The sequence below is a fragment of the Paenibacillus lignilyticus genome, assembly GCF_017942085.1.
GTDB classification, from domain to species: Bacteria; Bacillota; Bacilli; order Paenibacillales; family Paenibacillaceae; genus Paenibacillus_Z; species Paenibacillus_Z lignilyticus.
The window spans coordinates 79,052-104,685 of the sequence record NZ_JAGKSP010000014.1 but is presented as its reverse complement, the minus strand read 5'-3'; the positions used below and the strand labels follow the sequence as shown (position 1 = coordinate 104,685).

The following is a 25,634-nucleotide window of genomic DNA, read 5'->3' as shown; positions in this document are numbered from 1 at the left end:
AGAGCCGATGAGCTCGAATCGCTGCTTTTTTACATCTGACGCCTCACTTCAAGATACTGCTCGATACCATCCAGTATACGCTCCAGTCCGAAGGCCAAGTCGTCTCCAATCGGACTCTCGACCTCTCCTGTATACGCGCCTGACATGACGATCGGTTGCAGGTCCGGGAAGTTGCTCTCCGTAATGAGCTGCTTCAATGCGGCCGTGTAACTCAAGCCGGAGAAAGTCGAGAAGCTGTCACCGGCTTTAATGACCAAATCCATGTCTCTGGCAATCATGCCGCATGCCCTCGCATAGCTGCTAATCAAGAGCACGAAGGACATTTTCTCAAAATCATTAACGGGGAAGCCACGCATAATGCGAAGCATCCAATCAATAATACGAAGATTACCGGGCATCATGGGGACGCTTCGGATGGGAATATCGGCGAACCAGGGATGGTCCCGGAAGACCTTGATACAGAATTGCACGTAGTCCTGCATCTCCGCGCGCCAATGTTTCTTTGACGCTCCCGTCCCCGAATCGGGCTCCGCTTCCGGTGGAGGAGGGCAGACTCGATCTTGCATCAGCAGCAGCAAATCCTCTTTGCTCGTTATGTAACGATATAGGGACATCGTAGTGAAACCGAGCGCTCCGGCCACGCGGCTCATCGATACGGCGGACAGTCCGTCTTGATCGGCGATCGCGACGGCGGTGTCCACGATTTTGGGGATACTGAGCTCGCCCTTTGGTCCTCTGCGCGACGGCTTGATAATACCCCAGCTCAGTTTTACGCTCTCCGGCAAGCTTTGTATCGCTTCATCATCATAGTGATCCTTAGTATCGGACATTGCCATTAATCCTCCGTCAGCTTACTGCTTCTATAAGTGTATATGTAGTAGACAGTATATCATAATTCGAGACCGCGGAGATGATGGAAAGCCTTGCCGGGATCGCAACGGACGATTTTCCCAGCCGCTCATATAGTCACCTCGTCAGCCTGTACATTTTGTAATATGATTGGGAGAATTAATGAAGGGAGTGGAACCACATGGCCTACAGTTATGAAGAGCTGGCGAGAAAATTTGTACAGACCCCTGTTGATCTGTTTGGTGTGTACCGGACGCAGCTTGAAGCGAACCAAGTATACAACGGGCATGTGGACAAGCCGACTTCGAAATGCGCGATCATCATCTCTCTAAGCGGAGCCGCCGAATTTATCTTCGAAGACATCGGGGAGCGACTCTCTCCGGCAGCCCAAAACGTCTCTCCTGAGAGAGACGTTTTGGATGCTTACATTGGCTTCGAACTCTTCTTCCCGTTGTACTTCAAGACGCTCGCGCCCATATAGATCGCCGCAACAGCAATGATGACGATAAGCCAGCCGTCATGAAGCGAGTCGAACCAATCGAAAGCGGACGTTTTGACAAAAGCAAAGAACAACACATTAAACATGCATCCGATGAGGATGACTGACCAAATCGACCGCAAGCGGAGATACATGTAGCCATACAGGAAGCCAAGCGGAATGCCGAGCAGCTGCATGGCGAACCCGCCAGGCTGAAGAGCGGCAATAATGATGGAAACGAGGAGAACCGCCCAGAAGACAGCCACATTGCGGCGCGTTTCATTGAAGAGGATGCCCATGAACAAGATGAGCTCCAGCGCGGTGTTGATGACGGCAGAGACGATGAGGTAGCCGGTCGGAACGTCGGCATATTGATCGGTGAAGGTTGCCAGCTCGCTTACCCCTTGATGGAGCAGGAGCTTGAGGGCGGCTGTGAAGAAGAAAGCAAACCCGATGCCGACGGTGATCATATGCACGGCTCGCAAGGTTGAAATCGGCAGGTACTGCTGCATCCTTATAAAGCCCGGCGGCGTCTGCGAACCCATCAGCTTGTATTTGACCGTATAGGCCAAATAACACAACACGACGGACAGCGCCAGCACGATAAAAACTTGCGCAGGCAATTGTTCGCCTTCCCCGAAGGCTCCCCACTCCGTCAGCGGATTTACAGCTACATTGTAAATCACAATCGCGGCTATGATCATGGCCACATACAGCACTACGTTCGCAAGCATCACGAGATATCGTCTCATCATTGCGTTTCGCCCCTTTACTGGGTTCCACATATCGGAGATACAAGACAACATATTCAGGGGAGAGAGTGTCTATGCCAGCCATGCCATCAACTACACCATCGGGAGCGTTCTCAGAGGAAGATTCCGGTCATCGCGGGACGAGAACAGATAGGCGTGTGAAGAGGAGTATGAGTAATAACAAGTGTGAAACGAGAAAGGCCGATATTCTCCTTCGACGGAGCGATATCGGCCTTTCTTTTTGCAGTACGGAACGTAGTGGTGGATTGAGTGCCAGTTTACTAAGGTGTAGGTAAAATCTAGCATCTATAAATCTAGTAAATAGCGTTGTCATAATAGATTATTTTACTATATTCTATAGTGGTGGTAATTTTTTGAATTTAATATCTAGGGGGAAAATCAGTGCTGTCTCGTCGTTTCAAGTCCATCTGTATAAGCATGCTTACGGGCATACTCGTTCTATCTGTTGCCATTCCACCTGCGATGGCGTCAGGATTAACCGGCCCTTTGACGCCGGGTATCGGCAATGTAATGGAGGGCTCGCAGGAACAAGCTCCGCGTATGCTGCAAGGCAAACTTTCAGGTGAATTACGTACCGATTCGGACGTTATTCAATATTTCTCTACGAATCAACAATCTCTTAGGCAGTCCCAGGCGCAGACCAGCCTGACAATAGCGAAGAAAATAAGCGACGCCCAAGGAAGACAGCACTACATGCTGCAGCAGCAATATCGAGGCCTTCCTGTTTACGGTAAATACATAACGGCGCACGTCGGCACAGATAAGCGGATGTATGCCATTACGAATGATGCTTCTACGGAACTTGAAGGAATCAAGTTAGATACACAGCCCACTATAGATGAGAACCAAGCAGCTGCCGCGTTCCAGTCGGACGTGGAACAAGCAGTCGGCTATGCCATAACACTAGGTGGACAACTGGCTTCTCGAGAGTTAGGCAAACCTAAAGCCCAATTGATGGTATATCCGTCGAACGGAACCTACAGTTTGGCTTATAAAGTAGATATGGAGTACATGCAGCCCAAATTGGGACGCTGGATTGGTTTCGTCGATGCGAATACCGGCATTGTACTTAAGAAGTTCAGTCGATTAGAGCAGTCAGCCCCGAACGACAGCACGAGCGGCTGGGGCAGAGGCTACTATGGGGAAACAAGGGCATTAAATTTGGCACTGCAAGGCAGTGAGTACTACCTCTCTGACAAAACCAAACCGATGTATCACATGGAAAATGGAATCGAAACAGGTGTAATTGAAACCTATGATGCCGAGAATCCGTTTTTCCCTGTTAACTCACCATCACCGTCGTTTGACGACCCCGAAGCGGTAGATGCGCATTATTTTGCAGGTCAAGTGTATGACTTCTATGCGAGCCGGTTCAATCGGAACAGTTTGGACGGCAATGGAATGTCCATTATCTCTGTCGTGAATGCGGGTGCGATTGATAATGCCTATTGGGATGGCTATGAAATCGTCTATGGCGATGGCAACGAATTATTCGAATGTTTAACTTGCGCGAATGATGTTATCGCACATGAACTGACACACGCTGTAACTGAATATACAGCGAACTTGGAATATTCAGGACAGTCCGGAGCGCTTAATGAATCGATTTCCGACATTATGGCTGTCGTCTATGACGATCAAGATTGGTCCATTGCCGAGAATGCCGGCGTTGCAGGCGGAAGCGGTGTGCTGCGTGATCTGGAGCATCCGGAGCGTGGAATCCCGCCGCAGCCTTCGACAATGGCGGGATATGAGAACTTACCTGAGGATATCGATCACGATAACGGCGGCGTTCATATGAATAGCGGTATTCCCAATCATGCTGCTTATTTGATTGCAAAAGGTATTGATGCGCTGCCTGCTTTGACTGGTCAAGGGCGTTCAATCCTTGGTGATATCACTTATATGGCGTTGACCTCCTATCTGACGCCTACTTCCGGTTTCATTGAAGCAAGGGACTCCTTTGTCCTTGCAGCTAATGATCTTACGCTTCCGGAAGAGCAGAAGAATGCTGTTATTGAAGTTGTGAAAGCGGCATGGGCAACAGTTGGCCTTCCATATTCGAATAATGAGAACGGTATTGTATCCTTCAGTGCTGCCGGAATGGTCGGAAATCCGGACATCAACGCATTAGCGCATACCGTTACCTTCTCGACTGCATATGGGACTAACTTAACTGCACTTGCTCCGCAGATTGCTATTTCACCGGGTGCCAGCATTACGCCTGATATTCATGTCGCGCAGGACTTCACGAATCCGGTCGCTTACACCGTAACTTCACAGAATGGGCAGTCACAGACGTGGATGATTCAAGGGTCTGTCGCTGATCCGCAGGCGGATCGTAATATTGTCGGATTCAACTCGGATGTATTGACAGGGCCGGCCATTATCGATCCTATTCAGCACACGGTTACGTTATATGTGGAAAAGATCGATAACGTATCCGCTATCCAACCGACGGTTGAGGTTTCTGCTGGTGCGAAGGTTTCACCTGCGAGTGGCAGTGCGGTGAACCTGAATCGACCGGTTACCTATACCGTTACAGCCGAGAATGGCACTGTTCAAACATGGACGGTCACGGCAATCAAGGATTCCGATAGCCCGAAGGTTCTTGGCGGGTATGCGGAGAACAACACAACAGTAGCGGTTGTATTTGATCAGGCGATGAGTCTTTCAGCACTTGGCAATATAGCCAATTATAAGCTGGAATCGTTGATTTCCGGTTATTCCAATCCCCAAATTTCGAAAGTGGAAGTGGATTGCGATTATGACAATGTCGTCTATTTGACGACTTCAGCGCTTGTGTCCAAGAACGGCTATAAGATTACGGTATCAGGCTTGAAAGGAACCAATGGCCGCAGCGTGCGTCCCGATGCGACGAACGGGTATTTCCTGATGGATGATACGGTGCAGCCCGTATTAAGCACGGCTCGAATTAACGGGAATCAATTAACGTTGACCTACAATGAACCTTTGAAGAACGCATATGGGGCAGTTAGGGACACGTTTCATGTAGAAGTAAATAATAGGTCAGTTATGCTGTACGAAATCACCTCTGTTGGACGGAAGATTATATTGACGTTGGATAATAAAGTAACGTCAACAGACCGAGTGACGATCTCCCATACGCCTGTTTCTACCGTGGCACAGGTAACTGACTTCAGTGGGAATAATATCTCTGCCTTCAATAAGCTGGAGGTAATAAACCGTACAGGGATTACAGGGGTGAGTGCCGGAATAGGCTGGGCTCATTTCAACGGCAACGTGAAACAAATGATTAAGCATCCGACCGATCCGGTTATCTATGGCATATTTAATGGCAGCAATACCGTAGCTTCGATGAGTCTTGAGACAGGTGACGTCCATACTGTTACACTTGATCAACCGGTCAGGCTGTATGTATCCGGAGGAAAGCTCTATGTAGCTTTAGTTAATGGAATTGCGATATTGAAGGCTGATACGCTCGAGAAGGTAGAAGAGTTTAACACGACGATCCATCCTTTTGACCTTGTTGTAGATGATAACGGTTATATGTATGTTTCGTCGGGCTGGGATCAATGGACGTATATCAATTCCTATGCGCCTACTAATGTATTCGTTGAACAAACCGGTGTTCGACAGTCGTCTTATCTTCAATATAGTCCACATCATGTGTATTCGATTGATACAGATCTATCACCTAGGGACATCCGTGCCTACAACGTTGATGACACCGGACATTTTACGGATCCGAAGTATCCAGGCGGTTACGATTCTCCTTACCACGGAGACTACAACATGTCGACGTACTTACAGATTACACCGGATTATAAATATCTGTTCAATGGAGCCGGAACCATATTTACGAGCTCGACTACAAAAGCGGATGATATGCGGTATGTCAGAACAATTGAGCCATTCAGCAGAGTTGTCTTCTCTAAAGACCTGACAACGTTCTATACGTTAAACGGAAGTACGCTTAATGTGTATGACTATGCAACCTTCCAGCGTAAGCAGCAGCTTGCAATGCCGACCACGATCGTAGATATTTTGCCGGGTGATAAACAGGACGAGCTGCTTATCGCATACAGTGAGGGAGGCCAGACGACGCTATCGCCGTACTCCCTTGTACCATCGGTTGTATCTGGCTTGAGCAAGCCGTCGATCACAGGGCAATCTGTCGCACAAGCTGCAAGCTCGCTGGTAAACGGTTGTCCAATTCCGCCAAACTCACCGGATCCTTCCGAGAATAACGGAAGCGATAATAGCGGAGGCGGCTTTGGAGGAGGGTTCTTCGGCGGGTTCTTCCCGGCAGAACCGGTAGATCCATCTGTAAAACTAGGTCCGGATGATATGAAGACGACAACAGATAGTTCAGGCATGCACTTTGAATTGGAGTCAGCTGATCTCCGTGCAGCACTGTTTAAGGCGCAGGAGCAGGCTGATGCACAGGCAAAACAAGAGGACGAGCCGGTTGTTCCGAAGGTTATCATCTCCCTTGAACAGCTTGAAGTTAATCTATCGGTAGCCTTCCCATCAAGTGTACTACTGGAGGCAAGTAAGAAATATTCGGATATGATTCTTGTAGTTCAATCGCACGATGTCACGTATGAGCTGCCTGTCAAAGCATTTTTGGATACAGGCAGTACTGTGATTACGGATGATATGACAGTAGACATTAGCATCGCCAAATCAAGCAACTTGATACGCAACAAGATTACGAAGCAATTGACTCAAGAAGGATTTAAGCCACTGTCGGATTCCATCGCATTTACCGTAATGCTGGAGAAGGACGGTAAGAGCACGGAATGGAATGATTTCAATGGCACCTATGTTACACGTTCATTTACCATCAAAGCAAACGCGGATATGAATCACCTTACAGCTCTGGTCTATGATTCTGAAACAGGCACCTCCGGGTTTGTGCCCGCTTTTGCTCGCAAGGAAGGGGATCATACGGTTATGGAGGTGAAGGTGCCACATAACAGTACGTATACCGTAGCCAGCGCTTCGAAGACCTTCACGGATATTACGGGACATTGGGCTCAAAAGGATATCGAGATCATGGCCTCGAAACGTGTAGTTCTTGGTGCGACAGCTACTACGTTCAACCCGGACCAGCAGGTAACGCGTGCGGAATTTGCTGCGCTGCTTGTACGAGCGCTTGGACTGGCTTCGCCGCAAACAAGCTCCTTGCGTTTCACCGACGTTCAACCGAACGCATGGTATGCACGTGTTGCAAGTGTTGCAGATCAAACGGGCTTGATTAAAGGGGATACGAATGGCAGGTTCTCCCCGAATGGCATTATTACGAAACAAGAAATGGCGGTCATGATCGGCAGAGCCATGAAGTACGTGACAGTCAAGCCTGAGACAGGTTCGGCCAACACTGCAATCAGCGTCGATAAGCTGCCGGATGCTGCTTCGATTGCTGCATGGGCTACGGAGGATATCAATCAGCTGCTGAAAGCCGGCATTCTGGAAGTCGAACTGAAGGGCAAGTTTGAGCCGGCTCTGTCCGTTACAAGAGCCAATGCCGTTGTGGCATTGAAGCGCATGCTGCAGCAGCTCGCTTTTATTAACGAGTAGAAGGCAAAACAATAGACCGAGCGCATCTGCCTGGCAGTGCACTCGGTCTTATTAATGTATAGCGAGGACTATTGAAAACATTCAATAAAATGCTGAGCTCGCTTGGACAGCAGCTGATCCTTCAGCCACAGTATGCCGACCTCGGATTGAAAATCGGCGTCGCGAATAGGGAGCGTGATCACGTCCCCGGAGGGAAACGAGGAAATAACCGATTTCGGAAACACCGTTGCGCCGATTCCTGCGGCGATTAGGGACATAATAATGGCGACGCTGGAGCATTCGCAGATGATGTTGGGCTCGAAGCCGTGACGGCGGAATTCGTTCACGACCTGCTCGTGCATTTTGATTGTTTTGTCGGTCTTTAACGTAAGCTGCGGATATTGGGCGAGCTCCCCGATGCTGATATCGTTCCCTCTGCGGGGGGAAGCCCATGCGGCAGGCATCAAGGCAACATAAGGATCGGAAGGAAGCGGGAGCATATCCAGCTTATTCGGAAGCAGATGAGCCTCGAACGGCAGTCTGGATATGACGAGCTCAATCGAGCGTCTCTCCAGCATTTCGCCCAGCAGGTAATGGTCGCCCTCGGCAATCTTAAACGTGACCTGCGGGAACTTCTCGCGCAGCTGCTGGATCGGCCCGGGGAGTATGGAAACGCAGGAAACAACCGCACCCAGAGAGAGCGTACCGCGCACACCAAGCTCAAGCTCTTTGACTTCCTTCATTGTCTCGTCTAATTGCAGCAGCAACGACTCTGCCCGATCCTTAAGCAGCCGCCCTGCAGCGGTCAATGTCAGCTGGGTTCGGCTCCGCTCGAACAGCTGGGCGCCGAGCTCATCTTCCATCAGCATGAGCTGCCTGCTAAGGGGCGGCTGCTCCATATGCAGCAGCTTCGCCGCTCGTGTAATCTGCTTCTCCTGTGCAATGGCCAAGAAGTATTTGAGCTGTCGAAAGTCCATTTAAGCATCCCCAATTTATATTCTCTTTGCATACTTTAAAGGTATGGATAGTGAACAGAATAGATATTTTATATATACCTCAACAGGTGGTAGTATGCAATCACCAATTAGAAAGTAAGGGAGTAGTGATTCAACCATGACAGCAGCCAATAACGCCATTTCGATCGAACGCAGTCTGAACAAGAAGACGAAGCCAGCGCAGGATCAGCTTGGTTTCGGTATCTATTTTACCGATCACATGTTTGTAATGGACTACAGTGTCGAGCGAGAGTGGCATAACCCGCGCATCACGCCGTACCAGCCGATCGTGCTCGATCCGGCCGCGAAAGTGTTCCATTATGGACAAACCATCTTCGAAGGCTTGAAAGCCTACAAAACCGAAGACGGCGGCATTCAGTTGTTCCGTCCTCGCGATAATTTTGCCCGTATGAACCGTTCCAACGATCGTATGAGCGTGCCTGAATTGGATATTGACGTGGCCATTGCAGCGCTGGAGCAACTCATCGCAGTCGATCAAGACTGGATTCCGGATCTGCCGGGTACATCGCTGTATATTCGTCCATTCGTCATTGCCACACAAGCGACGCTTGGCGTGTCTCCATCCGAGAATTACCAATTCATCATTATCATGTCGCCTGTCGGCGCCTACTATCCGGAAGGCATCAATCCGGTCAAAATCCACGTGGAATCCCATTATGTTCGTGCAGTTGTAGGCGGCGTAGGTGAAGCGAAGACAGCCGGCAACTATGCGGCGGCCTTGAAGTCGCAGCAAGCTGCTAAGGAAGAAGGCTACACGCAGGTCCTGTGGCTCGATGGCACGCAGCACAAATATATCGAAGAAGTCGGCAGTATGAATGTCTTCTTCAAAATCAACGGAACGGTCGTAACACCTGCACTGAACGGCAGCATCCTAGCGGGTATTACACGCAACTCGGTTATTCAGCTGCTTAAGCACTGGGATGTTCCTGTTGAGGAGAGAGTGCTTTCCATTGAGGAGCTTTATGAAGCGGGCCGCAACGGTACGCTGGAAGAAGCTTTCGGAACCGGTACCGCAGCCGTTATTTCGCCTATCGGCGAAATGAACTGGAACGGAGAGAAGCTCGTGATCAGCGAAGGCGTGACCGGTCAGCTCTCGAAGTCGATTTATGATACGCTGACAGGCATTCAAACCGGTGCCGTTGCGGATCCGTTCGGCTGGGTGAAGAAGGTCGAAGTAAGCGAAGGGTAATACAATTGTGGTGAAGCTGCAGCAGATATTCATCGTACGGCGGGATTTTTCGAGTGGGGTCTATGGTAGAATCAGAAGTAGACAAGGATTCCTCTCGAAAAAGGAGCACGTGCATGCTGCAGCCTCGCCATTTTTTTGTTTTCTTGCTACCGCTGGTTAATGCCGCCGTGTGGATTGCTTTTCCGCCTGTGGATCACGGACTTCAGCCTTCGTTTTCAGAGCGCTATCTGGGCGAAGTGATCGGTTCGACAATGATGATTATGATGGCCTTCACCTTATTGCTCGCAACGAGAATCCGGGTATTGGAACGATTATTAGGCGGCTTGGATAAGCTGTATGTCGTCCATCGGAACGCGGGTATATTTGTATTTCTGCTGCTGTTCCTCCATCTGCTCGTCATGCCGCTTAATCCGAATGAGGTCCCTCCCGGACGGGCTCCCGGCTATATTGCGTTTGGAGGTTTTGTCCTGCTCATTCTCCTATCGCTGGCGCCGAGAATTCCGGGGGTTCGGCGGGTTGTGCGGATAGGCTACCGAGGATGGCGGATCTGGCATCGGTTCATTGGGGTCTTCTTCATTATCGGAACGGCGCATTCGCTGCTTGTTGATCCCCTCGTTCGAACGACCACAGTACCGTTTACGCTCCTGATGATTGCGATTGTAGTGGGCATCACCTCGTATTTGTATACCGAGCTCATTGCGAGATTCGTCAGACGCAGAGCGGGCTACAAGGTGCGCGAGGTGCGGCAGTTGAGCGCCGGAGCAGTCGAGGTCACGCTCGTTCCGGAGAAGAAGCGGCTGTCGTTTGAAGCGGGGCAGTTTCTGTTCATCCGGTTCCGAAGAGACAAGGTGCTGTCCGAATGGCATCCTTTCACCGTCAGCAGCTCGCCGAAGGAGTCCGGTCTCAGACTGACGATCCGCTCCGCCGGTGATTATACCGACTTTCTGAGCCGTAACCTGAAATCAGGTGCGCGTGCCGTCGTTGAAGGCGGTTATGGCACCATGGATTACCGCAAAGGCGGCATGAATCAAATCTGGATCGCCGGCGGCATTGGCGTCACGCCATTCCTCAGCTGGATGCGAGATATGCCGGAGCATCTTCCCCATCGAATCGATTTCGTCTATACGGTACGAACGGAAGAAGAAGCATTGTTTCTAAGTGAAATCGTTGATATTGCACGACGTCATGATTACTTCAAGGTGCATGTCCACTATTCCGCGGAACAAGGGCGACTCACCGCAGAGCATGTAGTCGGCATGATGCAAGGCGAGATGGCAGGAAAACGGATTTATATGTGCGGACCGGCTCCCATGCTGGCGGCATTTCGACAAGATTTTCGGCGAAGAGGGGTTCCGGCGGGCTCCATTCACTTTGAACAATTCCGGTTCCGATGAGCGCAGTCCGGAGTTCCGGGGCGTTGAGTTTTCATTTTTGAAACGAGGTACAACCTAGCTATGCAGAAATCCAAAATTCTCTATCGGTGCATGCTGACGATTGCGATCGGCTTTATCGTATATGTGATCACCATCAATTTCTTCGTGGATCCCCAGGCGGAGCGTTTTCTGAGCCACAAAATCAATCTGAAGCATCCGTTAAACAAGCCGGTTTGGCTTAATGTCATGTATGTTCATGTGGTATGTGCGAGCATCGCGCTGGCGGCGGGAGCGGTTAATTTTGCCACGAAGGTTCAGACCCAATACCGGCGCGCGCACCGAGCGATCGGCTATGTTTATTGTGGCGCGATCCTTGTCGTAGTGCTCACTTCCGGCTACATGGCGCCTTACGCGACCGGCGGTAAGCTGAACAGCGTTCCGTTGAACCTGCTGAGCATGCTGTGGGCGGCCATGACGGTGATTGCGATTGTGAAAATAAGACGAAAACAGCGCATCGCCCACCGCAATTGGATGGTCAGAAGCTACGCGTTCTGCTACACGAATCTGTGCATTCATGCGATTACCTATGTCGTTCACCAAGGACTAGGCCTGTCCTACATGCACAGCTACACTATCGGCGTTTATGGGGCTATTCTCTTCCTGCTGCTTGCAGCCGAGTTCGTCATTCGAGTGGTATTTGGACAATCGGGCAAGGGAAGGCCGATACTGCCATAATAGAACTTCATCGTTGATTTGACTAAATATTCGGACTACAATAAAGGCAGTATTCGGTGTGTGTGACTGGCGTAAGCGTGGAGTACCACGAGGGAGCACATATTTCATATGCCGTACGCCTGGGCGAAGTGCTTGGTCTTTGGACTGAGCGCTTTTATTATTTCATGGGAGATGATGAGATGGAGCAGGTGCGGCAGGCAAGACATGTGGCGATTCTGATCTTTGATCGCGTGGAAGTGCTGGATTTTGCAGGTCCGTTCGAGGCGTTCCTATCCGGCAGCAACTATGGCCGGGACTTCAATGTGTTTACCGTAGCTGAACAGGATGGCCCGATTCATGCGCTTGGCAATCTGAGCATTAACCCGGCCTACAGCTTCCGGACTTGTCCGAAGCCGGACATTCTCGTCATTCCCGGAGGACCGGGCACCAGAACCGAAATGCACAATCCTGTCATGTTGGATTGGATCAACAAAACTGCCGGAGAAGCAGAGCTGCTTCTGTCCGTGTGCACAGGCGCTCTTCTGGTAGTGAAGGCTCAGCTGGCGGATGGCTTGAAGCTGGCTGCGAACCGCCTTGCGATGCATGAGCTGCGGGCTATTGCACCGGAATCTGCAGAAATTCACGAAGAAGCGCGCTATGTGGACAATGGGAAAATTATTTTGTCGGCCGGCGTTTCAGCGGGGATCGATGCGTCTTTGTATGTGATCGGCAAGCTGCTGGGCGAGGAGCGAGCGCTTCTGGCGGCAAGCTTGATGGAATACGACTGGGTGCGTTCATAAAGAAAATGCGCTAGTCCACAGCAGTGGGCTAGCTTTAAATTTATTCTTTACTGATCGTTCTCAATATGGTATGATCAACTCGTAGGCAAGAAGGAAGCAAATGAGAAGTGAGAATGCATTCCTTTTTTATTTAACGATAGTAGAACGATCATTCTCGTATGGGCTGCGGTCAAGTCGGCGGCCAAGTATAGTTTGCAGTAAATTTTATTTTTTTACCCTTTTGAGAATGATCATTCTCAATTGGTGCATCATAATAAACAAATGACAAAGGAGCGATACAATATGGGTAAATTAAACGGTAAAGTAGCATTCATTACAGGTGGTAACAGCGGGATTGGCTTTGCAACGGCGAAGTTGTTTGTAGCTGAAGGAGCTAAGGTTGTCATCACGGGACGTAATCAGGTTACGCTGGACAAAGCAGTGGAGGAGCTTGGTGCGTCGAACAGCTTCGGTATTCAAGCCGAAACAACCGATCCGCAGAGCCTGGAGAAGGCAACGGCTGCAGCAGTTGAGAAATTTGGCCGATTGGATATCGTATTCGCCAATGCCGGCATTGGCGGTCATACTCCGCTCGGCGGTACGGAGCTGGCCGCATTCCAGGAAGTCATGAACGTGAACGTGACGGGTGTCTTCTTCACCGTACAAGCTGCATTGCCTTACTTGAAGGAAGGCGCTTCGGTGGTCCTGAATGGTTCGGTGCTTGCTAATGCAGGCAGCCCGGGATGGGCGGCTTATGCAGCGAGCAAAGCGGCTGTGACGAGCATGGCCAAAGTGTTTGTTTCCGAATTGTCGCCGCGGGGGATTCGCGTAAATACGGTCGTTCCGGGCCCGACACGCACGCCGATCTGGGGTCAGCCGGAAGGGCTGGCGCAAATGGAAGCCAAGCTCACGCGATCGGTTCCGCTTAACCGTTTGGGTGAACCGGAAGAAATCGCAAACGTTGCTTTGTTCCTGGCTTCGGATGATGCTTCGTACGTGCAAGGCGCAGAAATCAGTGTTGACGGCGGCGGCGGCTCATCCCCGTTCGGTGCACCGGTATATCGTTAAACCTAAAAGTCGCCGGAGTATAGAACGCCTTGTCAGGGGATTCTTTACCGATTGTTCTCAATATGGTAAAATCGACTGGAAAGGGGTATGCTTATGGCTAGAGCGAAAGAATTCGAAGAAGACGTCGTGCTGCTGAAGGCAATGAAGCTGTTCTGGGAGCAGGGCTACGAGAAAACATCGATTAATGATCTTGTCGAGCGTATGGGCATTCACCGCAGAAGCTTGTACGATACGTTCGGCGATAAACATATGTTATATCTGAGGGCTTTTGATCGGTACAAGACGCTGACCAACAATCGGCTTGGTGCGCTCATTCCGAACTCTACGCCCAAGCAGGCAATCGATTTTATATTCGAATACACGATCCAGGGTACGAGTGCAGATAACCCTGTTGGCTGTATGATGGTAAATATGGCGGTTGAGCTGGCTTCGAGCGATCCCGAGGCAAGAGCCAAAGTGAGCGAGAGCTTCGCTTATTGGGAGCAAATGCTTGCTGAGGTTATCAGCAAGGGACAGAAGAACGGCGATTTTACTTCGAAGCGCAGCGCTGAGGAGCTCGCCGAAAGCCTGCACAACAATTTACTGGGCCTGCGCGTGCTTACGCGATCACTTACTAACAAAGACAAGCTGTACCGCATAGCCGATATGGCTAAGGTTGTCTTGTACCAATAAATGGCTTGACTTCAAAGGCCGGAACTCCTTACTACACGAGGAGTTCCGGCCTTTTTAACATGGAACACGCTCCCGCTAAATCAGTCCCATCGCATTGGCACATTGTTCTCTCAAATGGACAAGGGTCATGAAGGAAAAGGAACTATTTTCAAAAGATTAGTTGACAATGAGAATCATTATCAACTAATATGAGAGAGGAATTGCGGGACGCAAGGAACGTGTACCCAAGCAAGAGACTATGGAGACATAGGGTAAAGGAGTGTTGTAGGCATGGCTAATATATTGGATCTTGCGATTCCTCTTACCCTGCGTATGGAGTTGCCGTAGACATCTTGATGGATGAACTCAAGGAACTGGGCTCAGAGGTCGCGTTGGATGGGCTGAAAATAGAATTCGGGCCAAGTCCCGCCGAGAAAGAGGTCTGCAAACAGTTTGGCAGACAATTTGTCGGCATGCTTGCCGAAGTTGGAGGATCTGTATAATGGGATTGTTATATAATCTATATAAATCGATGCAAGAGATGGAGGACGAGCGTGCGGAAATGCGAGATCAGATCGAGATGGCGGATACACCGCTGTCGTTGATTGAACTGCTCTCCATGCCTATTGGCGGAAGGGATGCAAGTGAAGCCGCGCAAGGGAAGGAAACGACGAAATAAACCGAACCGGACTAAATTCGCTCTCTCCGACGTAGTATAGTTTGAAGCTAAACGATACTATTTCGGGGGGAAACTGATACATGCTTAGTCGTTCAGAGATTCGCGCTCAAGCAAGGCAAAGCTTAGCCGGCAACTGGAAGACGGCCGTACTTCATTTCTTGCTGTACATGGTTGTTTCAGGCCTGATCAGCAGCATCACGAATAAAATCGATTACATCGGATGGATCATTAACGTTCTGTTGACGGCTCCGTTGGCGTATGGGATCTACAATCATTATTTGGATTTCGTGCGAGGGAAGATCCCGGCGGCTACAGATATTTTTCGCGGGTTTCAGCGGTACAAGGAAACGCTCATAGTCTACGTTGTCATGGCGGTCTTTACGATGTTATGGACGCTGCTGCTCATCGTTCCGGGTATTATCGCGGCCCTTCGCTATTCGCAATCCTATTTCATCCTGCGGGATAATCCGGGTATAGCGCCCCTTGAGGCGATCGACCGAAGCAAAGCCTTGATGGCGGGGAACAAGTGGCGGTTGTTTACACTTTACCTATCCTTCATCGGATGGGCATTGCTGTGCATCCCGACGCTCGGTATCGGATACCTCTGGCTGGGCCCGTATGTCAGCACCGCGGCAGGACACTTTTACGAAGATATTTCCAAGTAATCATAAGTGTTCAGCTTGATTGAGCTAAGGGGATTAGGAAAGGCCGAGAACTCCTCATTAGTGGAGCTTCTCGGCTTTTTTTGTATTGGGACAAAGAGGCAGAGGCAGCAAGAGGGGATGGTGTTCATGTGGTTTTGCGCTAACGAATCGTAGGAGCCCAGGCCTGTAGGATTCGTTAGAATGAGTGAGGAGCTATCACCCAAGCCTGCTGCAACACTGCGTTCGAAATAGGGAAGCATCAAGCTTGGTGGTATAGAAACGTTTATTTGAAAAGCAGAGCCAAATGGCGATCTTGTGCGTCTAATCGTTAGGCAGGTAAAAGTAAAGCAGGTGATGGGGATTATCGAGCGGGTCAAGAAAGCGCAGCAAGGTGATGAGCAGGCGTATTTAGAGCTGTTTCAGCAATATGAAGCGGATATTTACCGAACGGCTTATGTTTATTTGGGCAGTTCGGAGGACGCTCTTGACGTCGTACAAGAAACGGCCTACAAGTCGTATAAAGCGATCGCAACGGTTAAGGAACCGCAGTATTTCAAAACATGGCTCATCCAGATCGCCATCGGTTGTTCGATCGACATGCTGCGCAAACGGAAGAAAGAAGTGCAATGGAGTCCGGACTTGTTGGACCATTTGGCGGCTGTAAAGGACGAAGAAGATATTCCGCTGTCCGTATCGTTGCGGGATCTCATTGACTACTTGACGGCAGAGGAGAAGCACGTCATCCTGCTGAGGTTTTATTATGATATTACGATCCGAGAAGCGGCTGAGATGATGGGCATTCCGCTGGGAACGGGGAAAACATTGCTGTATCGGGCGCTTAAGAAGCTTCGAATGCGAGTAGAGGAGGGCGATAGCCGTGAGTTCAAATCCAATTAAAGAGCGGTTGGAATCGATACCGATACCTCCCGAGCTGGGGATGAGAAGTCGGCTGGGCATTCAACAAGCGGCTGCGGAACAGAAGCAAGCCATCGGCACTCCAATAAGCGGCGCCATGCAACCGGCAAAGAAGCGAAGAATGGCCGCGGTCGCAGCAGCGATAGCCGTATTTCTATTGATGGCGGCACTGGCAGACCACTCAAGAGTATGGGCCGCCCTTCAGAAGGCGCTGCAATTTGTGCCGGGTATCGGCATTGTGAAAGAAGAAGACGTTCCTATGGAACGGTATGTGATGAAGCAGCCGATTACGGTTAAGGTCGGGGAGGGGTCGATTCTTATCACGGGATTCATGTCCGATGAAGAGATGACCTATATCACGATGGCAGGGACAGATGTGCCGCGGTTCAAGCAGATTGAGGTCGTGAATGAGAAGGGAATGAAGTTCACCCTGGATTCTTCTATGGCCGTTTGGGGTGGGGCGAAGTGGACCTCCGATTTCTGGCATAAAGGCAAGCTGGACCTTAGCGGATCCGTTCAACTGATTCTGCCGCTTGATCCTGCTGTTGAAGTGGACGTTAACCTGTCGAGGGCTGCGACCTACGCCAGTTATTCGGAATTAGGTGCAACGGATACAGCTGCCGGCGTCTCCATAACGGCCATTACAGACCGGATGGACGAGAAGGTCAGAGTTTCCTTGGTCGCTCGCCATTCTAATGATTTCCAAGTCGGAGATTATGGCATTTTCGGTGTGTACCTGCATGATGATAACCGGAAGCTGCAGGTGGCTGATGGAGCTGGCAAGAAGCTGGAGATCGAGAACATTCCGGGTGTCAGCAGTCCGGCTAGCGAATTCTTCTTTAGCGTACCGAAGGGAGCTGCAAGTGACCGCTATACCCTGACGCTGCCTGAAATCAGCGTTACGTATAAGGATGAGACGCAAATTAAGGTGCCGACTGCTGCAAACGACCATCTGAATCAAACTTTCGAAATCGCCGGTTTTCCGGTCACGATTACGAAAGTGGAACGCGTAAGTGAGACTAATTTGCGGCTTTACCTGGATATGCACTATGACGAGCAGGCGACAGCATCGTTGTTTAATTTCGGCTTGGATAGAAGCAGCATGTTCAAACTGGATGAGCAAACGGGTGAGGTTTTATATATGGAGGTCGACATGGAGCAGGGCAGCAAGCAGTTAAGCGTGAAGATCGTCCGTCCGGAAGTCGTGATCCGCGGACCGTGGACATTTGAGCTTACGCCGCCATCCTAGGCTTGTTTAGCCTTTTTTTAGAAATCCTTTACGGATTCGATAGAATGAACAGGTACAATGAAAAGAAAACGTAGGTGGCGTGATTGTCGTGAGGACGAATAGGCGTTGGTGGATTTTGCTGGTGGTATCGGTTGGGGTGATGATTCCGTTCATGCTCCCGTATATGACTTTTGATCCGGATAACAGTCGTGTGAGCATCTCCTCCGTGAGTATTCAATACCCGGCACTTGTTGCGCATATCTCCTTTGCTTTTGTCGCCCTGCTGACGGGTTGGAGTCAATTCGTGGGATATATCCGCAAGCGTTATCCTCGTGTGCATCGTCTATTGGGACGCGCGTACGTCGGCAGTGTTTTCCTAAGCGGGATTCTATCTCTGGTGGTCATTCTGTACGTCGAGGAATTTACAAAAGCGGTGTCATTCCTCGTGCTGACCGGTCTCTGGCTGTTCACCAGCTGGAAAGGGTATCGGACTGCGGTACATCGGAGGTTCGATGAGCATCGCAAGTGGATGATTCGCAGTTATGGTATTACGCTGGTAGCCGTATGCGCACGTTTGGCGGTTCCGCTGCTGCTGCTAACCTATGGGTTGTTGAACGGGTTTTCTCTGCCGGCGGGTAGGGAAGGAATGATCGAAGAGATACTGAAAGTGAATATTTGGACGGCTATCATCATCGATCTTGTCATCGTGGAATGGGTCATTCTAACCAAGCAATGGAAATAAAACGGTTGTGAAGTCCCGGCTTGGCAAGGTAAGATGGGATTGCAATCCACTATCAGATAGCAGGGGGAAATTCGACACATGCTCACTCGTCCTCAAATTCGTGCCAGAGCAAGACAGAGCTTATCAGGGAACTGGAAACCGGCTGTCCTGCACTTCTTAATGTTCGTGATCATTTCAATTATCGTTAGTACGGTCACCAATAAAATTAATTATATTGGATGGATCATCAGTATCCTAATGGAAGCTCCCTTAACGTATGGAATCTATAATCATTACTTGGATTATGCTCGGAGGAACGTGCCTGATGCTGCCGGAGTTCTTAGAGGATTTGAGCGATATAGAGATTCGCTTGTGCTTTACGTCGTCATGTCGATATTCACTTTGCTGTGGACGCTGTTGCTCCTCGTTCCGGGGATCATCGCGGCAATGCGCTACTCGCAGTCCTATTATATTTTGAGGGATAATCCGGGCATGGCGCCTACGGAAGCAATTAACCGCAGCAAGGCCATGATGGCGGGGAACAAATGGAGATTGTTTGTGCTCTACTTGTCCTTCTTGGGTTGGTTCCTGTTGTGCATTCCAACGCTTGGTGTTGGCTTCCTCTGGTTAGGACCGTATTTCAGCACATCGATGGCTCATTTCTATGAGGATCTGCGCGGCGGCGTGCAAGAAAATCGTATCGTCGCCTAATATAGCAATAAAGAAGGCCGGGATCTCCGTAAGCGGAGAATTCCCGGCCTTTTGTATTATTCCACATCGTCAAAATTAGTGAAGTCGGCGCGTGAAGCCGCAGGCTCTTCATGTGGCTTCACCTTGCGGATGAAGAAGGCCAGTACGAGCGCGGCCACAGTCAGCCAAGTAGCGACGACGAAGGAGTGATTGATGCCGTAGATCATCGCCGTTTGCGTGATTTCCGCCATTTTGGTTTGGTCGGTCGTATCGACATTGCCTGCAAGGATAAGCTCCTTGGCGTGGGACGCTGTCTTGTTCGTCATAAGCGTGACCAGAATCGCGGTGCCGAGTGCACCGGAGACGTTACGAAGCGTCTGCGACATGGCCGATCCGTGCGCGTTCAAGCGGCGCGGCAGCTGGTTCATGCCGGCTGTCTGGATTGGCATCATGAGCATCGACATCCCGAACATCCGCAGCGTATAGATCAGCATCATGTGATTATAAGTCGAGTCGGCAGTCAAATGGCTGAATTCATACGTGGTGATCGTCGTAATGACGAGACCGACGACAGCCAGCCAGCGAGCACCGACTTTATCGAAAATCATCCCCGTGATCGGCGACATAATGCCCATTAGAATGGCTCCCGGAAGCAGCAGCAAACCGGAGTCCAGCGGGGAGAAGCCGCGGATGTTCTGCAGGAAGATCGGAAGCAGAATCATACCGGAGAACATCGCCATCGTGATGATCGCATTGATCAGTGTCGTCAATGAGAACATCGGATACTTGAATACATTCAGATCAAGCAGCGGTTTCTCGGCCGTAAGTGATCGGATAACGAAAAGCAATAAAGATAGCCCGCCTAATGCGAGACAGACAATAACGGTCGTGCTGCCCCAGCCGGCCGTGCCAGCGTCGCTAAAGCCATACAGGAGTCCGCCGAAGCCGACGGTGGATAGGACAACGCCAAGCGTATCGAGCTTAGGAAGACTGGTCTTGATAACATCCTTCATGAAGATGGCGCCGATGATGACGGCCAAGATAGCAAGCGGCATGATGATGTAGAACAGGACATGCCAGTCGTAATGCTCGACGACCCATCCGGACATCGTTGGCCCAATGGCCGGCGCGAAAATCATGGCGATCCCCATCATCCCCATCGCTTTGCCGCGTTCTTCAACAGGGAAGATCGTTAGAATGACGACGGACATGAGCGGCATAAGGATACCGGCGCCGACAGCTTGCACAAGACGCCCTGAGAGCAGCACGCCAAAGTCGCCGGAGAAAGCGCATATGATCGTTCCGATGGCGAACAATGAAGAGGCCACCAAGAACAGCTTACGGGTAGAGAAACGATTGAACAAGAAGGCGCTAATCGGTACGAGCACGCCGTTTACGAGCATGTAGCCGTTGGACAGCCACTGGATGGTGCTCTCGTTCACGTTCAGGTCTTCCATCATTTTGGGCAGGGCGACATTTAATACGGTTTGGCTGAGCAACGCTACGAATGCTGCGAGAAGCAGCGAGGCCATGATCGGACCTTTACGTAAGGTTGAGCTTATCATGCTGGTCATATAGCACCATCCTCTTTCACTTTTCTTAAGATGCCTAAAATTTCGGTTTGGATACGGAGGAATTGCTGTTGATCCTCCTCGGACAATTGAAGAAGAGGCTGGTACAGCAGCGTGCGCGTCGTATTCGACTCTTCCCACAAGGTGTTTCCTTTATCGGAGAGCGTTAGCGTCATAGCTCGGCGATCCGCCTCGGTGCGCGCCCGGCACACGAGATCATCCCGAACCATTCGATCGATGATGCCGCTGGTCGTGCTGTTGCCAAGGTTTAGTTTCTCGGCCAGCTCCGTTAGTTTAATCTCGGGATGTTCCTTCAAGATGCGAATGACGATGAGCTGAATCGGCGTGATCCGATGCTGCTGCGCGACTTTCTTCATCACTTGGAAGAAGGCTTGATTAACCTCGCGGTAGCTCTGGAATATTTGAAGGATACGTTGTTGTTCATCCATTGGAGGGCCTCCTAAGCATGCCGTAATTTATTTCGCATACGAAATTTCGCATACGAAGTATTATGCTACGGAACTAACTATATGTCAATATTGATATATAAATAAGAAAAAGGTACCTAATTAGGGTACCCTTTTTTCATTAAATTCGGCATCTACCATGAATTCGGTCAAAAAAAGACCCGCAAGAGGTCACTTGAATCCAAGTGTCCGTCTCACGGGTCTTATGGTCTTTCCGAACGATTACTTCGTTACGCTTGTCATAACCAGGTCAATCACTTTGGCTGCTTCCGCGCGTGTCGAAGTCGCTTTCGGCACAAACTTGTTGTTTCCGCGGCCATTCATGATGCCTTTGCCGGTTACAGCATCAACGCTGGATTTTGCCCAAGTGCTGATCGTGTCGCCGTCTGCGAATGTAATCGCGGCAGCTGCTTCTTGCGCTTCCGCTGCTTGAAGATCCAGCGCATTCTTAGCCATTACAGCCATTTGCTCACGCGTGATGCTTGCAGTCGGCGCAAACAGATCGTTGCTGATGCCTTTAACCAAACCATTGCCATAAGCTGCTGCTACCGCGTCAGCGTACCAGCTTCCTGCCGGAACGTCTTTGAACGACACTGTAGTTGCGGTTGGCTTAAGATTCAGTGCTTTCACAAGCATAGTCGCAAACTCAGCGCGTGTAACTTGTGCATTCGGATCAAAGTCGGTTTCGTTCTTGCCTTGCACGATTTGTTTAGCCGCCAGACGCTGAATCGATGGGTAAGCCCAGTGCGAAGCAGGTACGTCACGGAACGTTTTGTTCAAGTTGATGGAGAAGATGCCAAAGCCTTTGTCGTCTGTTTTGTCCAAGTAACGGATGTTGCTCGTTGCTTTCGCATAACCTTCAGCCTTCGGAGAAGAAGCGAACGTGACATTCACATCGCCGTAGATTGGCGCGATCGACCAGTTGTTGTCGATCGATGGGTTGATCTCTTTATTTTCCGTGATGTAATCCATCAAAATTTGACGGTTCTCTTCGGTGGAATCAATGATGTACTTGCTTCCTTTAACGCCTGGGAAGTTACCGCCGCCGCTTGCACGGTAGTTGTTCGTTACCACGATAAAGTCTTGGTTCGGATCTACCGCTTTACCTTTGTATTTCAGGTTGATGATACGGCTGGAGTCCGCATTGCTGACAGTACCGTCTGCTTTGTATTTCGCCGGCTTCGTAACATCGACTTGATACGTTACGCCGTCAATGACGTCAAAGTTGTAGACCGGGAAGCTTGCGTTCAGCAAAGCTTGCTCTTCTTTGACAGTCGGATCGATCTGATTGAACTTGCCTGCCGACATTTCAAGCCATTCTTTAACGACAGAACCTTTAACCAGAATAGCTTTCATCGTGTTGTCGTAGAGGTAAAGATCGCCTGCGCTCTTAATCGCAAGAGGGCCTGCTTTAATTTCGGTATATTCTTCTACGCCGTTGCGGCCGGCTTTAAACGGAGCGCCAACCGACAGAATCGGCGTGTCTTTGTATTGCGGCAAGTTGTCCTTCACGTATTGCTCCACGTACCATTTCTGCGCGTTGGTTACAATTTGAACCGATGGATCGTCTTGAACCAGGGCAAAATAGCTGTGAATCGGCGAAGTCGTTGTACCGATTGGGTTGTTCGCATATTGAATGGTCGCATCGTGATCCGCTTTAACCGCTGCTGCAATCGCAGGATCTTCGTCAACGAGCGATTTCTTCGCTACTTTGTCATAGATGGATTTCGTGGAGGACTGGGAAGCCGCCACTTTCCATTTGCCGTCTTGCTTCTCCAGCGTAAGGTCGATTACGCCGAGGTCGCTGCCGCCGTAACCGGCTTGAACGGCAGGTACGCCGTTGATTGTGCCTTTAGCGTTGTCTACGCCGGGCAATACTTTGCCGGAAGCGTCTTTGAACAGCGCATCAAGGGACTTCTCGTCAACTGCAGGGAATACCTTATGCGTGTGCGAAAACGTGATGGCATCAATGCCAGGCACTTTGCTTAGCGGCAATACGGCATCTTCCGCTTTCACATGTGCCGCCGCGTTGCCGTTAAAGCCGGTGTGCGCCATGGCGATAATGATATCCGCGCCTTCAGCCTTCATGACGGGAATGAATTTCTCGGCCGTTTCCACGATATCCTTCGTGATGACATTGCCTTCAAGCGATGCTTTGTCCCAGTCCATAATTTGCGGAGGCACAAAACCGATTACGCCGATTTTGAGCGTTTGCTCTTGTCCGGCTTCGTCTTTGTACTTTTTCTCAATGAGCTTGTACGGCTCGAATTTGTTTAGGTCATTGTCAGGGTTGTTATCCTTATCATCTACATATACGTTAGCGGAGATATAAGGGAAGTTTGCGCCTTTGATCGCTTGGCTTAGGTAATCAAGGCCGTAGTTGAACTCATGGTTGCCCAGTGTAGCTACATCGTAGCCCATTAGATTCATCGCCTTGTAAACCGGGTGAATCTCGCCTGCTTTCAGCGGAGCGACTTTCGCTTTGTACGTGCCGAGCGGCGTGCCTTGAATCAGGTCTCCATTGTCGACCAAGAACGTATTAGGGGATTGTTCGCGAACTTGTTTAACGAGGTTAGCCGTTCTGGCTAAACCTACGGTCGGAGCTGCAGCATCCTTGTAGTAATCGTAGGACATCAAATTCGTATGAATGTCCGTCGTTTCCATAATGCTAAGCTTCAATGTTGAGCTTCCTTCTGCTTCTGCGGATACGATCCCGCTAAATGGCAGTGCAAGCAATCCTACTGCTAATGTAGTTGCAACAAACTTGCCAGCTCGTTTACTTTCTCTGTTTCTCATGCTGCTCCACTCCCCTAGTAAAGTTTGTTCAAAAAATATTGAACGATTAAATGAACCTCTCTTATCTTAGTTGAAGCGACTCGAAAAGACCAGCGTTAAAAAATGTATTCCTTTCATGAAAAAAGGTAAATGAAAGACTACGTGAGTCAATGATTTCACGTTGTTGCCGCACTTGCGCACGCCTATAATCGAGATAGGAAGCGAATGCGGGACCTGTAAAGTATGCGTAATACGATAACTCCTGACCGTTAAGGATCAGGAGTTTTTTTGGAGCAGGCAGATTTATAAATCGTACAATATATCCTATCCATAGAGGAGCGATCAGCATGTCCATACTTGACGGTATCTACAAGCTTCAAAGCGGTAGAAGAACGAAGCGGATTTCCAGCTATGACCGAGCCGGCTTTAACAAGGATTCGGTGCCGATCGGCGCAGGAGAGGTCAAGGAAATTGCGCGGATCGAAGGAGCGGGCATTATCCGCCATATCTGGATGACTATCAGCACGAGCGATAATATGATTCGCCGAAATGCGGTGCTGCGCATGTACTGGGATGGGGAAAGCGAGCCGAGCGTGGAGTCGCCGATCGGGGATTTCTTCGGACAAGGCTGGGGCCAATCCTACCCGTTCATGTCTTTGCCGCTGGCAGCCGCGCCGCAGGGGGGAAGAGGGCTGAATTGCTATTTTCCGATGCCGTTTGGGCAAGGCGCAGTCATTACGGTGGAGAATGATTCGGACCTGCCGATGGATGCCCTCTATTACTATGTAGATTATGAAGAGCATGATGAGCTCGAAGAGGATATAGGAAGATTCCATGCGCATTGGCGGCGTGAGCTGACGGAGGCGGATCCCGAAGACGGCGAGAACGAGGGTTTGCTTGAGATCGTGCCGCTGAAGCCGACTTTGGATGACAAAAACAATTATGTGTTTGCGGATATAGAAGGAAAAGGTCATTTCGTAGGGCTGAATTACTTCGTCGATAACCCGAGTCCCATGTGGTACGGGGAAGGCGATGACATGTGGATGATCGACGGCGAAGAATGGCCGGGATCCTTGCATGGCACGGGGACGGAGGATTATTTCAATACGGCTTGGTGTCCGAAGGAAGTGTTCATGCATCCTTACTTCGGCATCGCCAAGATCAATGAAGGGGAAACCGGATTTCTGGGAAGGACGCATTGCTACCGCTTCATGCTGGAGGATCCGGTGTATTTCGAGAAATCGTTGCGCGCGAGCATGGAGCATGGTCATGGAAACGTGCTGACGCTGGATCTCGCCACGGTGGCGTACTGGTATCAATCAGAACCGCATAAGCCTTATCCGAAGCTTCCTGACCGGGCCGGAAGGCAAAACATCCCGCTGCTTAATTTGCACGATGTGCATTATTGGCGGCAGGAATACCGCAAAGCATTCGGTGGAGGAACGAAGCTGTGGGGCAATGAGTGGCGGACACAGAGACCGCAAGGCTAACAAATGAAGCTCGAAAG

22 protein-coding genes and 1 riboswitch are annotated in these 25,634 nt (G+C 50.2%); of the genes, 16 read left to right on the top strand and 6 right to left on the bottom strand.

Annotated elements, in window-relative coordinates:
- Nucleotides 1–29 precede the first annotated feature (29 nt).
- Complete coding sequence (locus I8J30_RS25325) at nucleotides 30–830, bottom strand: TetR/AcrR family transcriptional regulator (protein ID WP_210662874.1); 801 nt, start codon at nucleotides 828–830, stop codon at nucleotides 30–32.
- A gap of 200 nt (nucleotides 831–1,030) precedes the next feature.
- Between I8J30_RS25325 and I8J30_RS25320 the strand changes: the two genes are divergently transcribed.
- Entirely contained in the window at nucleotides 1,031–1,330 is a 300-nt protein-coding gene (locus I8J30_RS25320) for a hypothetical protein (protein WP_210662871.1), read from the top strand.
- Here I8J30_RS25320 and I8J30_RS25315 read toward each other — a convergent pair.
- Nucleotides 1,273–2,082, bottom strand: a complete 810-nt coding sequence (locus I8J30_RS25315) for a CPBP family intramembrane glutamic endopeptidase (RefSeq protein WP_210662870.1) — start codon at nucleotides 2,080–2,082, stop codon at nucleotides 1,273–1,275. The genes I8J30_RS25320 and I8J30_RS25315 overlap by 58 nt on opposite strands.
- A gap of 399 nt (nucleotides 2,083–2,481) precedes the next feature.
- Between I8J30_RS25315 and I8J30_RS25310 the strand changes: the two genes are divergently transcribed.
- On the top strand, nucleotides 2,482–7,668 hold the full coding sequence (locus I8J30_RS25310) for a M4 family metallopeptidase (protein WP_210662868.1): 5,187 nt from the start codon (nucleotides 2,482–2,484) through the stop codon (nucleotides 7,666–7,668).
- Between the two features lie 68 nt (nucleotides 7,669–7,736).
- On the opposite strand, the gene I8J30_RS25305 is transcribed toward I8J30_RS25310, so the two are convergent.
- Nucleotides 7,737–8,624: a LysR family transcriptional regulator gene (locus I8J30_RS25305; RefSeq protein WP_210662866.1), complete on the bottom strand. Its 888-nt coding sequence runs from the start codon at nucleotides 8,622–8,624 to the stop codon at nucleotides 7,737–7,739.
- 136 nt (nucleotides 8,625–8,760) lie between these two features.
- On the opposite strand from I8J30_RS25305, the gene I8J30_RS25300 reads away from it, so the two are divergent.
- The 13 genes from I8J30_RS25300 (at nucleotide 8,761) to I8J30_RS25240 (ending at nucleotide 19,335) form a co-directional block, all read left to right on the top strand.
- Nucleotides 8,761–9,852 carry a branched-chain amino acid aminotransferase gene (locus I8J30_RS25300; protein WP_210662864.1) on the top strand — a complete coding sequence of 364 codons (1,092 nt, stop codon included), beginning with the start codon at nucleotides 8,761–8,763 and terminating at the stop codon, nucleotides 9,850–9,852.
- A gap of 113 nt (nucleotides 9,853–9,965) precedes the next feature.
- On the top strand, nucleotides 9,966–11,246 hold the full coding sequence (locus I8J30_RS25295) for a ferredoxin reductase family protein (protein ID WP_210662862.1): 1,281 nt from the start codon (nucleotides 9,966–9,968) through the stop codon (nucleotides 11,244–11,246).
- 60 nt (nucleotides 11,247–11,306) lie between these two features.
- Entirely contained in the window at nucleotides 11,307–11,960 is a 654-nt protein-coding gene (locus tag I8J30_RS25290) for a DUF2306 domain-containing protein (RefSeq protein ID WP_210662860.1), read from the top strand.
- Between the two features lie 52 nt (nucleotides 11,961–12,012).
- Nucleotides 12,013–12,092: riboswitch (ZMP/ZTP riboswitch) on the top strand.
- A gap of 47 nt (nucleotides 12,093–12,139) precedes the next feature.
- On the top strand, nucleotides 12,140–12,739 hold the full coding sequence (locus I8J30_RS25285; RefSeq protein WP_210662857.1) for a DJ-1/PfpI family protein: 600 nt from the start codon (nucleotides 12,140–12,142) through the stop codon (nucleotides 12,737–12,739).
- Between the two features lie 282 nt (nucleotides 12,740–13,021).
- A complete protein-coding gene (locus tag I8J30_RS25280; RefSeq protein WP_210662855.1) occupies nucleotides 13,022–13,786 on the top strand; it encodes an SDR family NAD(P)-dependent oxidoreductase in 765 nt (254 codons plus the stop codon).
- Between the two features lie 93 nt (nucleotides 13,787–13,879).
- Nucleotides 13,880–14,458 carry a TetR/AcrR family transcriptional regulator gene (locus I8J30_RS25275; protein ID WP_210662853.1) on the top strand — a complete coding sequence of 193 codons (579 nt, stop codon included), beginning with the start codon at nucleotides 13,880–13,882 and terminating at the stop codon, nucleotides 14,456–14,458.
- A 332-nt stretch (nucleotides 14,459–14,790) separates the two neighbouring features.
- Entirely contained in the window at nucleotides 14,791–14,940 is a 150-nt protein-coding gene (locus I8J30_RS25270; RefSeq protein ID WP_210662851.1) for an NADPH-dependent FMN reductase family protein, read from the top strand.
- Nucleotides 14,940–15,116: a hypothetical protein gene (locus tag I8J30_RS25265; RefSeq protein WP_210662849.1), complete on the top strand. Its 177-nt coding sequence runs from the start codon at nucleotides 14,940–14,942 to the stop codon at nucleotides 15,114–15,116. Before I8J30_RS25270 ends, I8J30_RS25265 begins: the two co-directional genes overlap by 1 nt.
- A gap of 80 nt (nucleotides 15,117–15,196) precedes the next feature.
- Entirely contained in the window at nucleotides 15,197–15,781 is a 585-nt protein-coding gene (locus I8J30_RS25260; protein WP_210662847.1) for a DUF975 family protein, read from the top strand.
- 294 nt (nucleotides 15,782–16,075) lie between these two features.
- Nucleotides 16,076–16,657 (top strand): sigma-70 family RNA polymerase sigma factor, encoded by a 582-nt coding sequence (locus tag I8J30_RS25255; RefSeq protein WP_338044946.1) that lies wholly within the window; start codon nucleotides 16,076–16,078, stop codon nucleotides 16,655–16,657.
- Nucleotides 16,638–17,924: a hypothetical protein gene (locus tag I8J30_RS25250; RefSeq protein WP_210662845.1), complete on the top strand. Its 1,287-nt coding sequence runs from the start codon at nucleotides 16,638–16,640 to the stop codon at nucleotides 17,922–17,924. Before I8J30_RS25255 ends, I8J30_RS25250 begins: the two co-directional genes overlap by 20 nt.
- A gap of 88 nt (nucleotides 17,925–18,012) precedes the next feature.
- Nucleotides 18,013–18,645 carry a DUF2306 domain-containing protein gene (locus I8J30_RS25245; protein WP_210662843.1) on the top strand — a complete coding sequence of 211 codons (633 nt, stop codon included), beginning with the start codon at nucleotides 18,013–18,015 and terminating at the stop codon, nucleotides 18,643–18,645.
- 78 nt (nucleotides 18,646–18,723) lie between these two features.
- Nucleotides 18,724–19,335 (top strand): DUF975 family protein, encoded by a 612-nt coding sequence (locus I8J30_RS25240; RefSeq protein ID WP_210662841.1) that lies wholly within the window; start codon nucleotides 18,724–18,726, stop codon nucleotides 19,333–19,335.
- Between the two features lie 56 nt (nucleotides 19,336–19,391).
- Here the strand turns inward: I8J30_RS25240 and I8J30_RS25235 are convergent, their stop codons facing one another.
- The 3 genes from I8J30_RS25235 to I8J30_RS25225 all read right to left on the bottom strand — a co-directional run bounded on the left by I8J30_RS25235 (nucleotide 19,392) and on the right by I8J30_RS25225 (nucleotide 24,148).
- Entirely contained in the window at nucleotides 19,392–20,888 is a 1,497-nt protein-coding gene (locus I8J30_RS25235) for a DHA2 family efflux MFS transporter permease subunit (RefSeq protein WP_210662839.1), read from the bottom strand.
- Nucleotides 20,885–21,334 (bottom strand): MarR family winged helix-turn-helix transcriptional regulator, encoded by a 450-nt coding sequence (locus I8J30_RS25230; protein WP_091225159.1) that lies wholly within the window; start codon nucleotides 21,332–21,334, stop codon nucleotides 20,885–20,887. Before I8J30_RS25230 ends, I8J30_RS25235 begins: the two co-directional genes overlap by 4 nt.
- 240 nt (nucleotides 21,335–21,574) lie before the next feature.
- Entirely contained in the window at nucleotides 21,575–24,148 is a 2,574-nt protein-coding gene (locus tag I8J30_RS25225; protein ID WP_210662837.1) for a bifunctional 2',3'-cyclic-nucleotide 2'-phosphodiesterase/3'-nucleotidase, read from the bottom strand.
- Nucleotides 24,149–24,474: 326 nt separating this feature from the next.
- Here I8J30_RS25225 and I8J30_RS25220 point away from each other — a divergent pair, with 326 nt between their 5' ends.
- Nucleotides 24,475–25,617 (top strand): glycoside hydrolase family 172 protein, encoded by a 1,143-nt coding sequence (locus I8J30_RS25220; protein ID WP_210662835.1) that lies wholly within the window; start codon nucleotides 24,475–24,477, stop codon nucleotides 25,615–25,617.
- The last annotated feature ends 17 nt before the right edge of the window (nucleotides 25,618–25,634 follow it).

Bases quoted from the DNA above. Each gene is read 5' to 3' on its own strand.
- I8J30_RS25295 (WP_210662862.1), top strand. From the start codon at position 9,966: ATGCTGCAGCCTCGCCATTTTTTTGTTTTCTTGCTACCGCTGGTTAAT.
- I8J30_RS25260 (WP_210662847.1), top strand. From the start codon at position 15,197: ATGCTTAGTCGTTCAGAGATTCGCGCTCAAGCAAGGCAAAGCTTAGCC.
- I8J30_RS25280 (WP_210662855.1), top strand. From the start codon at position 13,022: ATGGGTAAATTAAACGGTAAAGTAGCATTCATTACAGGTGGTAACAGC.
- I8J30_RS25285 (WP_210662857.1), top strand. From the start codon at position 12,140: ATGGAGCAGGTGCGGCAGGCAAGACATGTGGCGATTCTGATCTTTGAT.
- I8J30_RS25235 (WP_210662839.1), bottom strand. From the start codon at position 20,888: ATGACCAGCATGATAAGCTCAACCTTACGTAAAGGTCCGATCATGGCC.
- I8J30_RS25220 (WP_210662835.1), top strand. From the start codon at position 24,475: ATGTCCATACTTGACGGTATCTACAAGCTTCAAAGCGGTAGAAGAACG.
- I8J30_RS25320 (WP_210662871.1), top strand. From the start codon at position 1,031: ATGGCCTACAGTTATGAAGAGCTGGCGAGAAAATTTGTACAGACCCCT.
- I8J30_RS25290 (WP_210662860.1), top strand. From the start codon at position 11,307: ATGCAGAAATCCAAAATTCTCTATCGGTGCATGCTGACGATTGCGATC.
- I8J30_RS25225 (WP_210662837.1), bottom strand. From the start codon at position 24,148: ATGAGAAACAGAGAAAGTAAACGAGCTGGCAAGTTTGTTGCAACTACA.
- I8J30_RS25305 (WP_210662866.1), bottom strand. From the start codon at position 8,624: ATGGACTTTCGACAGCTCAAATACTTCTTGGCCATTGCACAGGAGAAG.
- I8J30_RS25300 (WP_210662864.1), top strand. From the start codon at position 8,761: ATGACAGCAGCCAATAACGCCATTTCGATCGAACGCAGTCTGAACAAG.
- I8J30_RS25265 (WP_210662849.1), top strand. From the start codon at position 14,940: ATGGGATTGTTATATAATCTATATAAATCGATGCAAGAGATGGAGGAC.
- I8J30_RS25315 (WP_210662870.1), bottom strand. From the start codon at position 2,082: ATGATGAGACGATATCTCGTGATGCTTGCGAACGTAGTGCTGTATGTG.
- I8J30_RS25275 (WP_210662853.1), top strand. From the start codon at position 13,880: ATGGCTAGAGCGAAAGAATTCGAAGAAGACGTCGTGCTGCTGAAGGCA.
- I8J30_RS25325 (WP_210662874.1), bottom strand. From the start codon at position 830: ATGTCCGATACTAAGGATCACTATGATGATGAAGCGATACAAAGCTTG.
- I8J30_RS25230 (WP_091225159.1), bottom strand. From the start codon at position 21,334: ATGGATGAACAACAACGTATCCTTCAAATATTCCAGAGCTACCGCGAG.
- I8J30_RS25240 (WP_210662841.1), top strand. From the start codon at position 18,724: ATGCTCACTCGTCCTCAAATTCGTGCCAGAGCAAGACAGAGCTTATCA.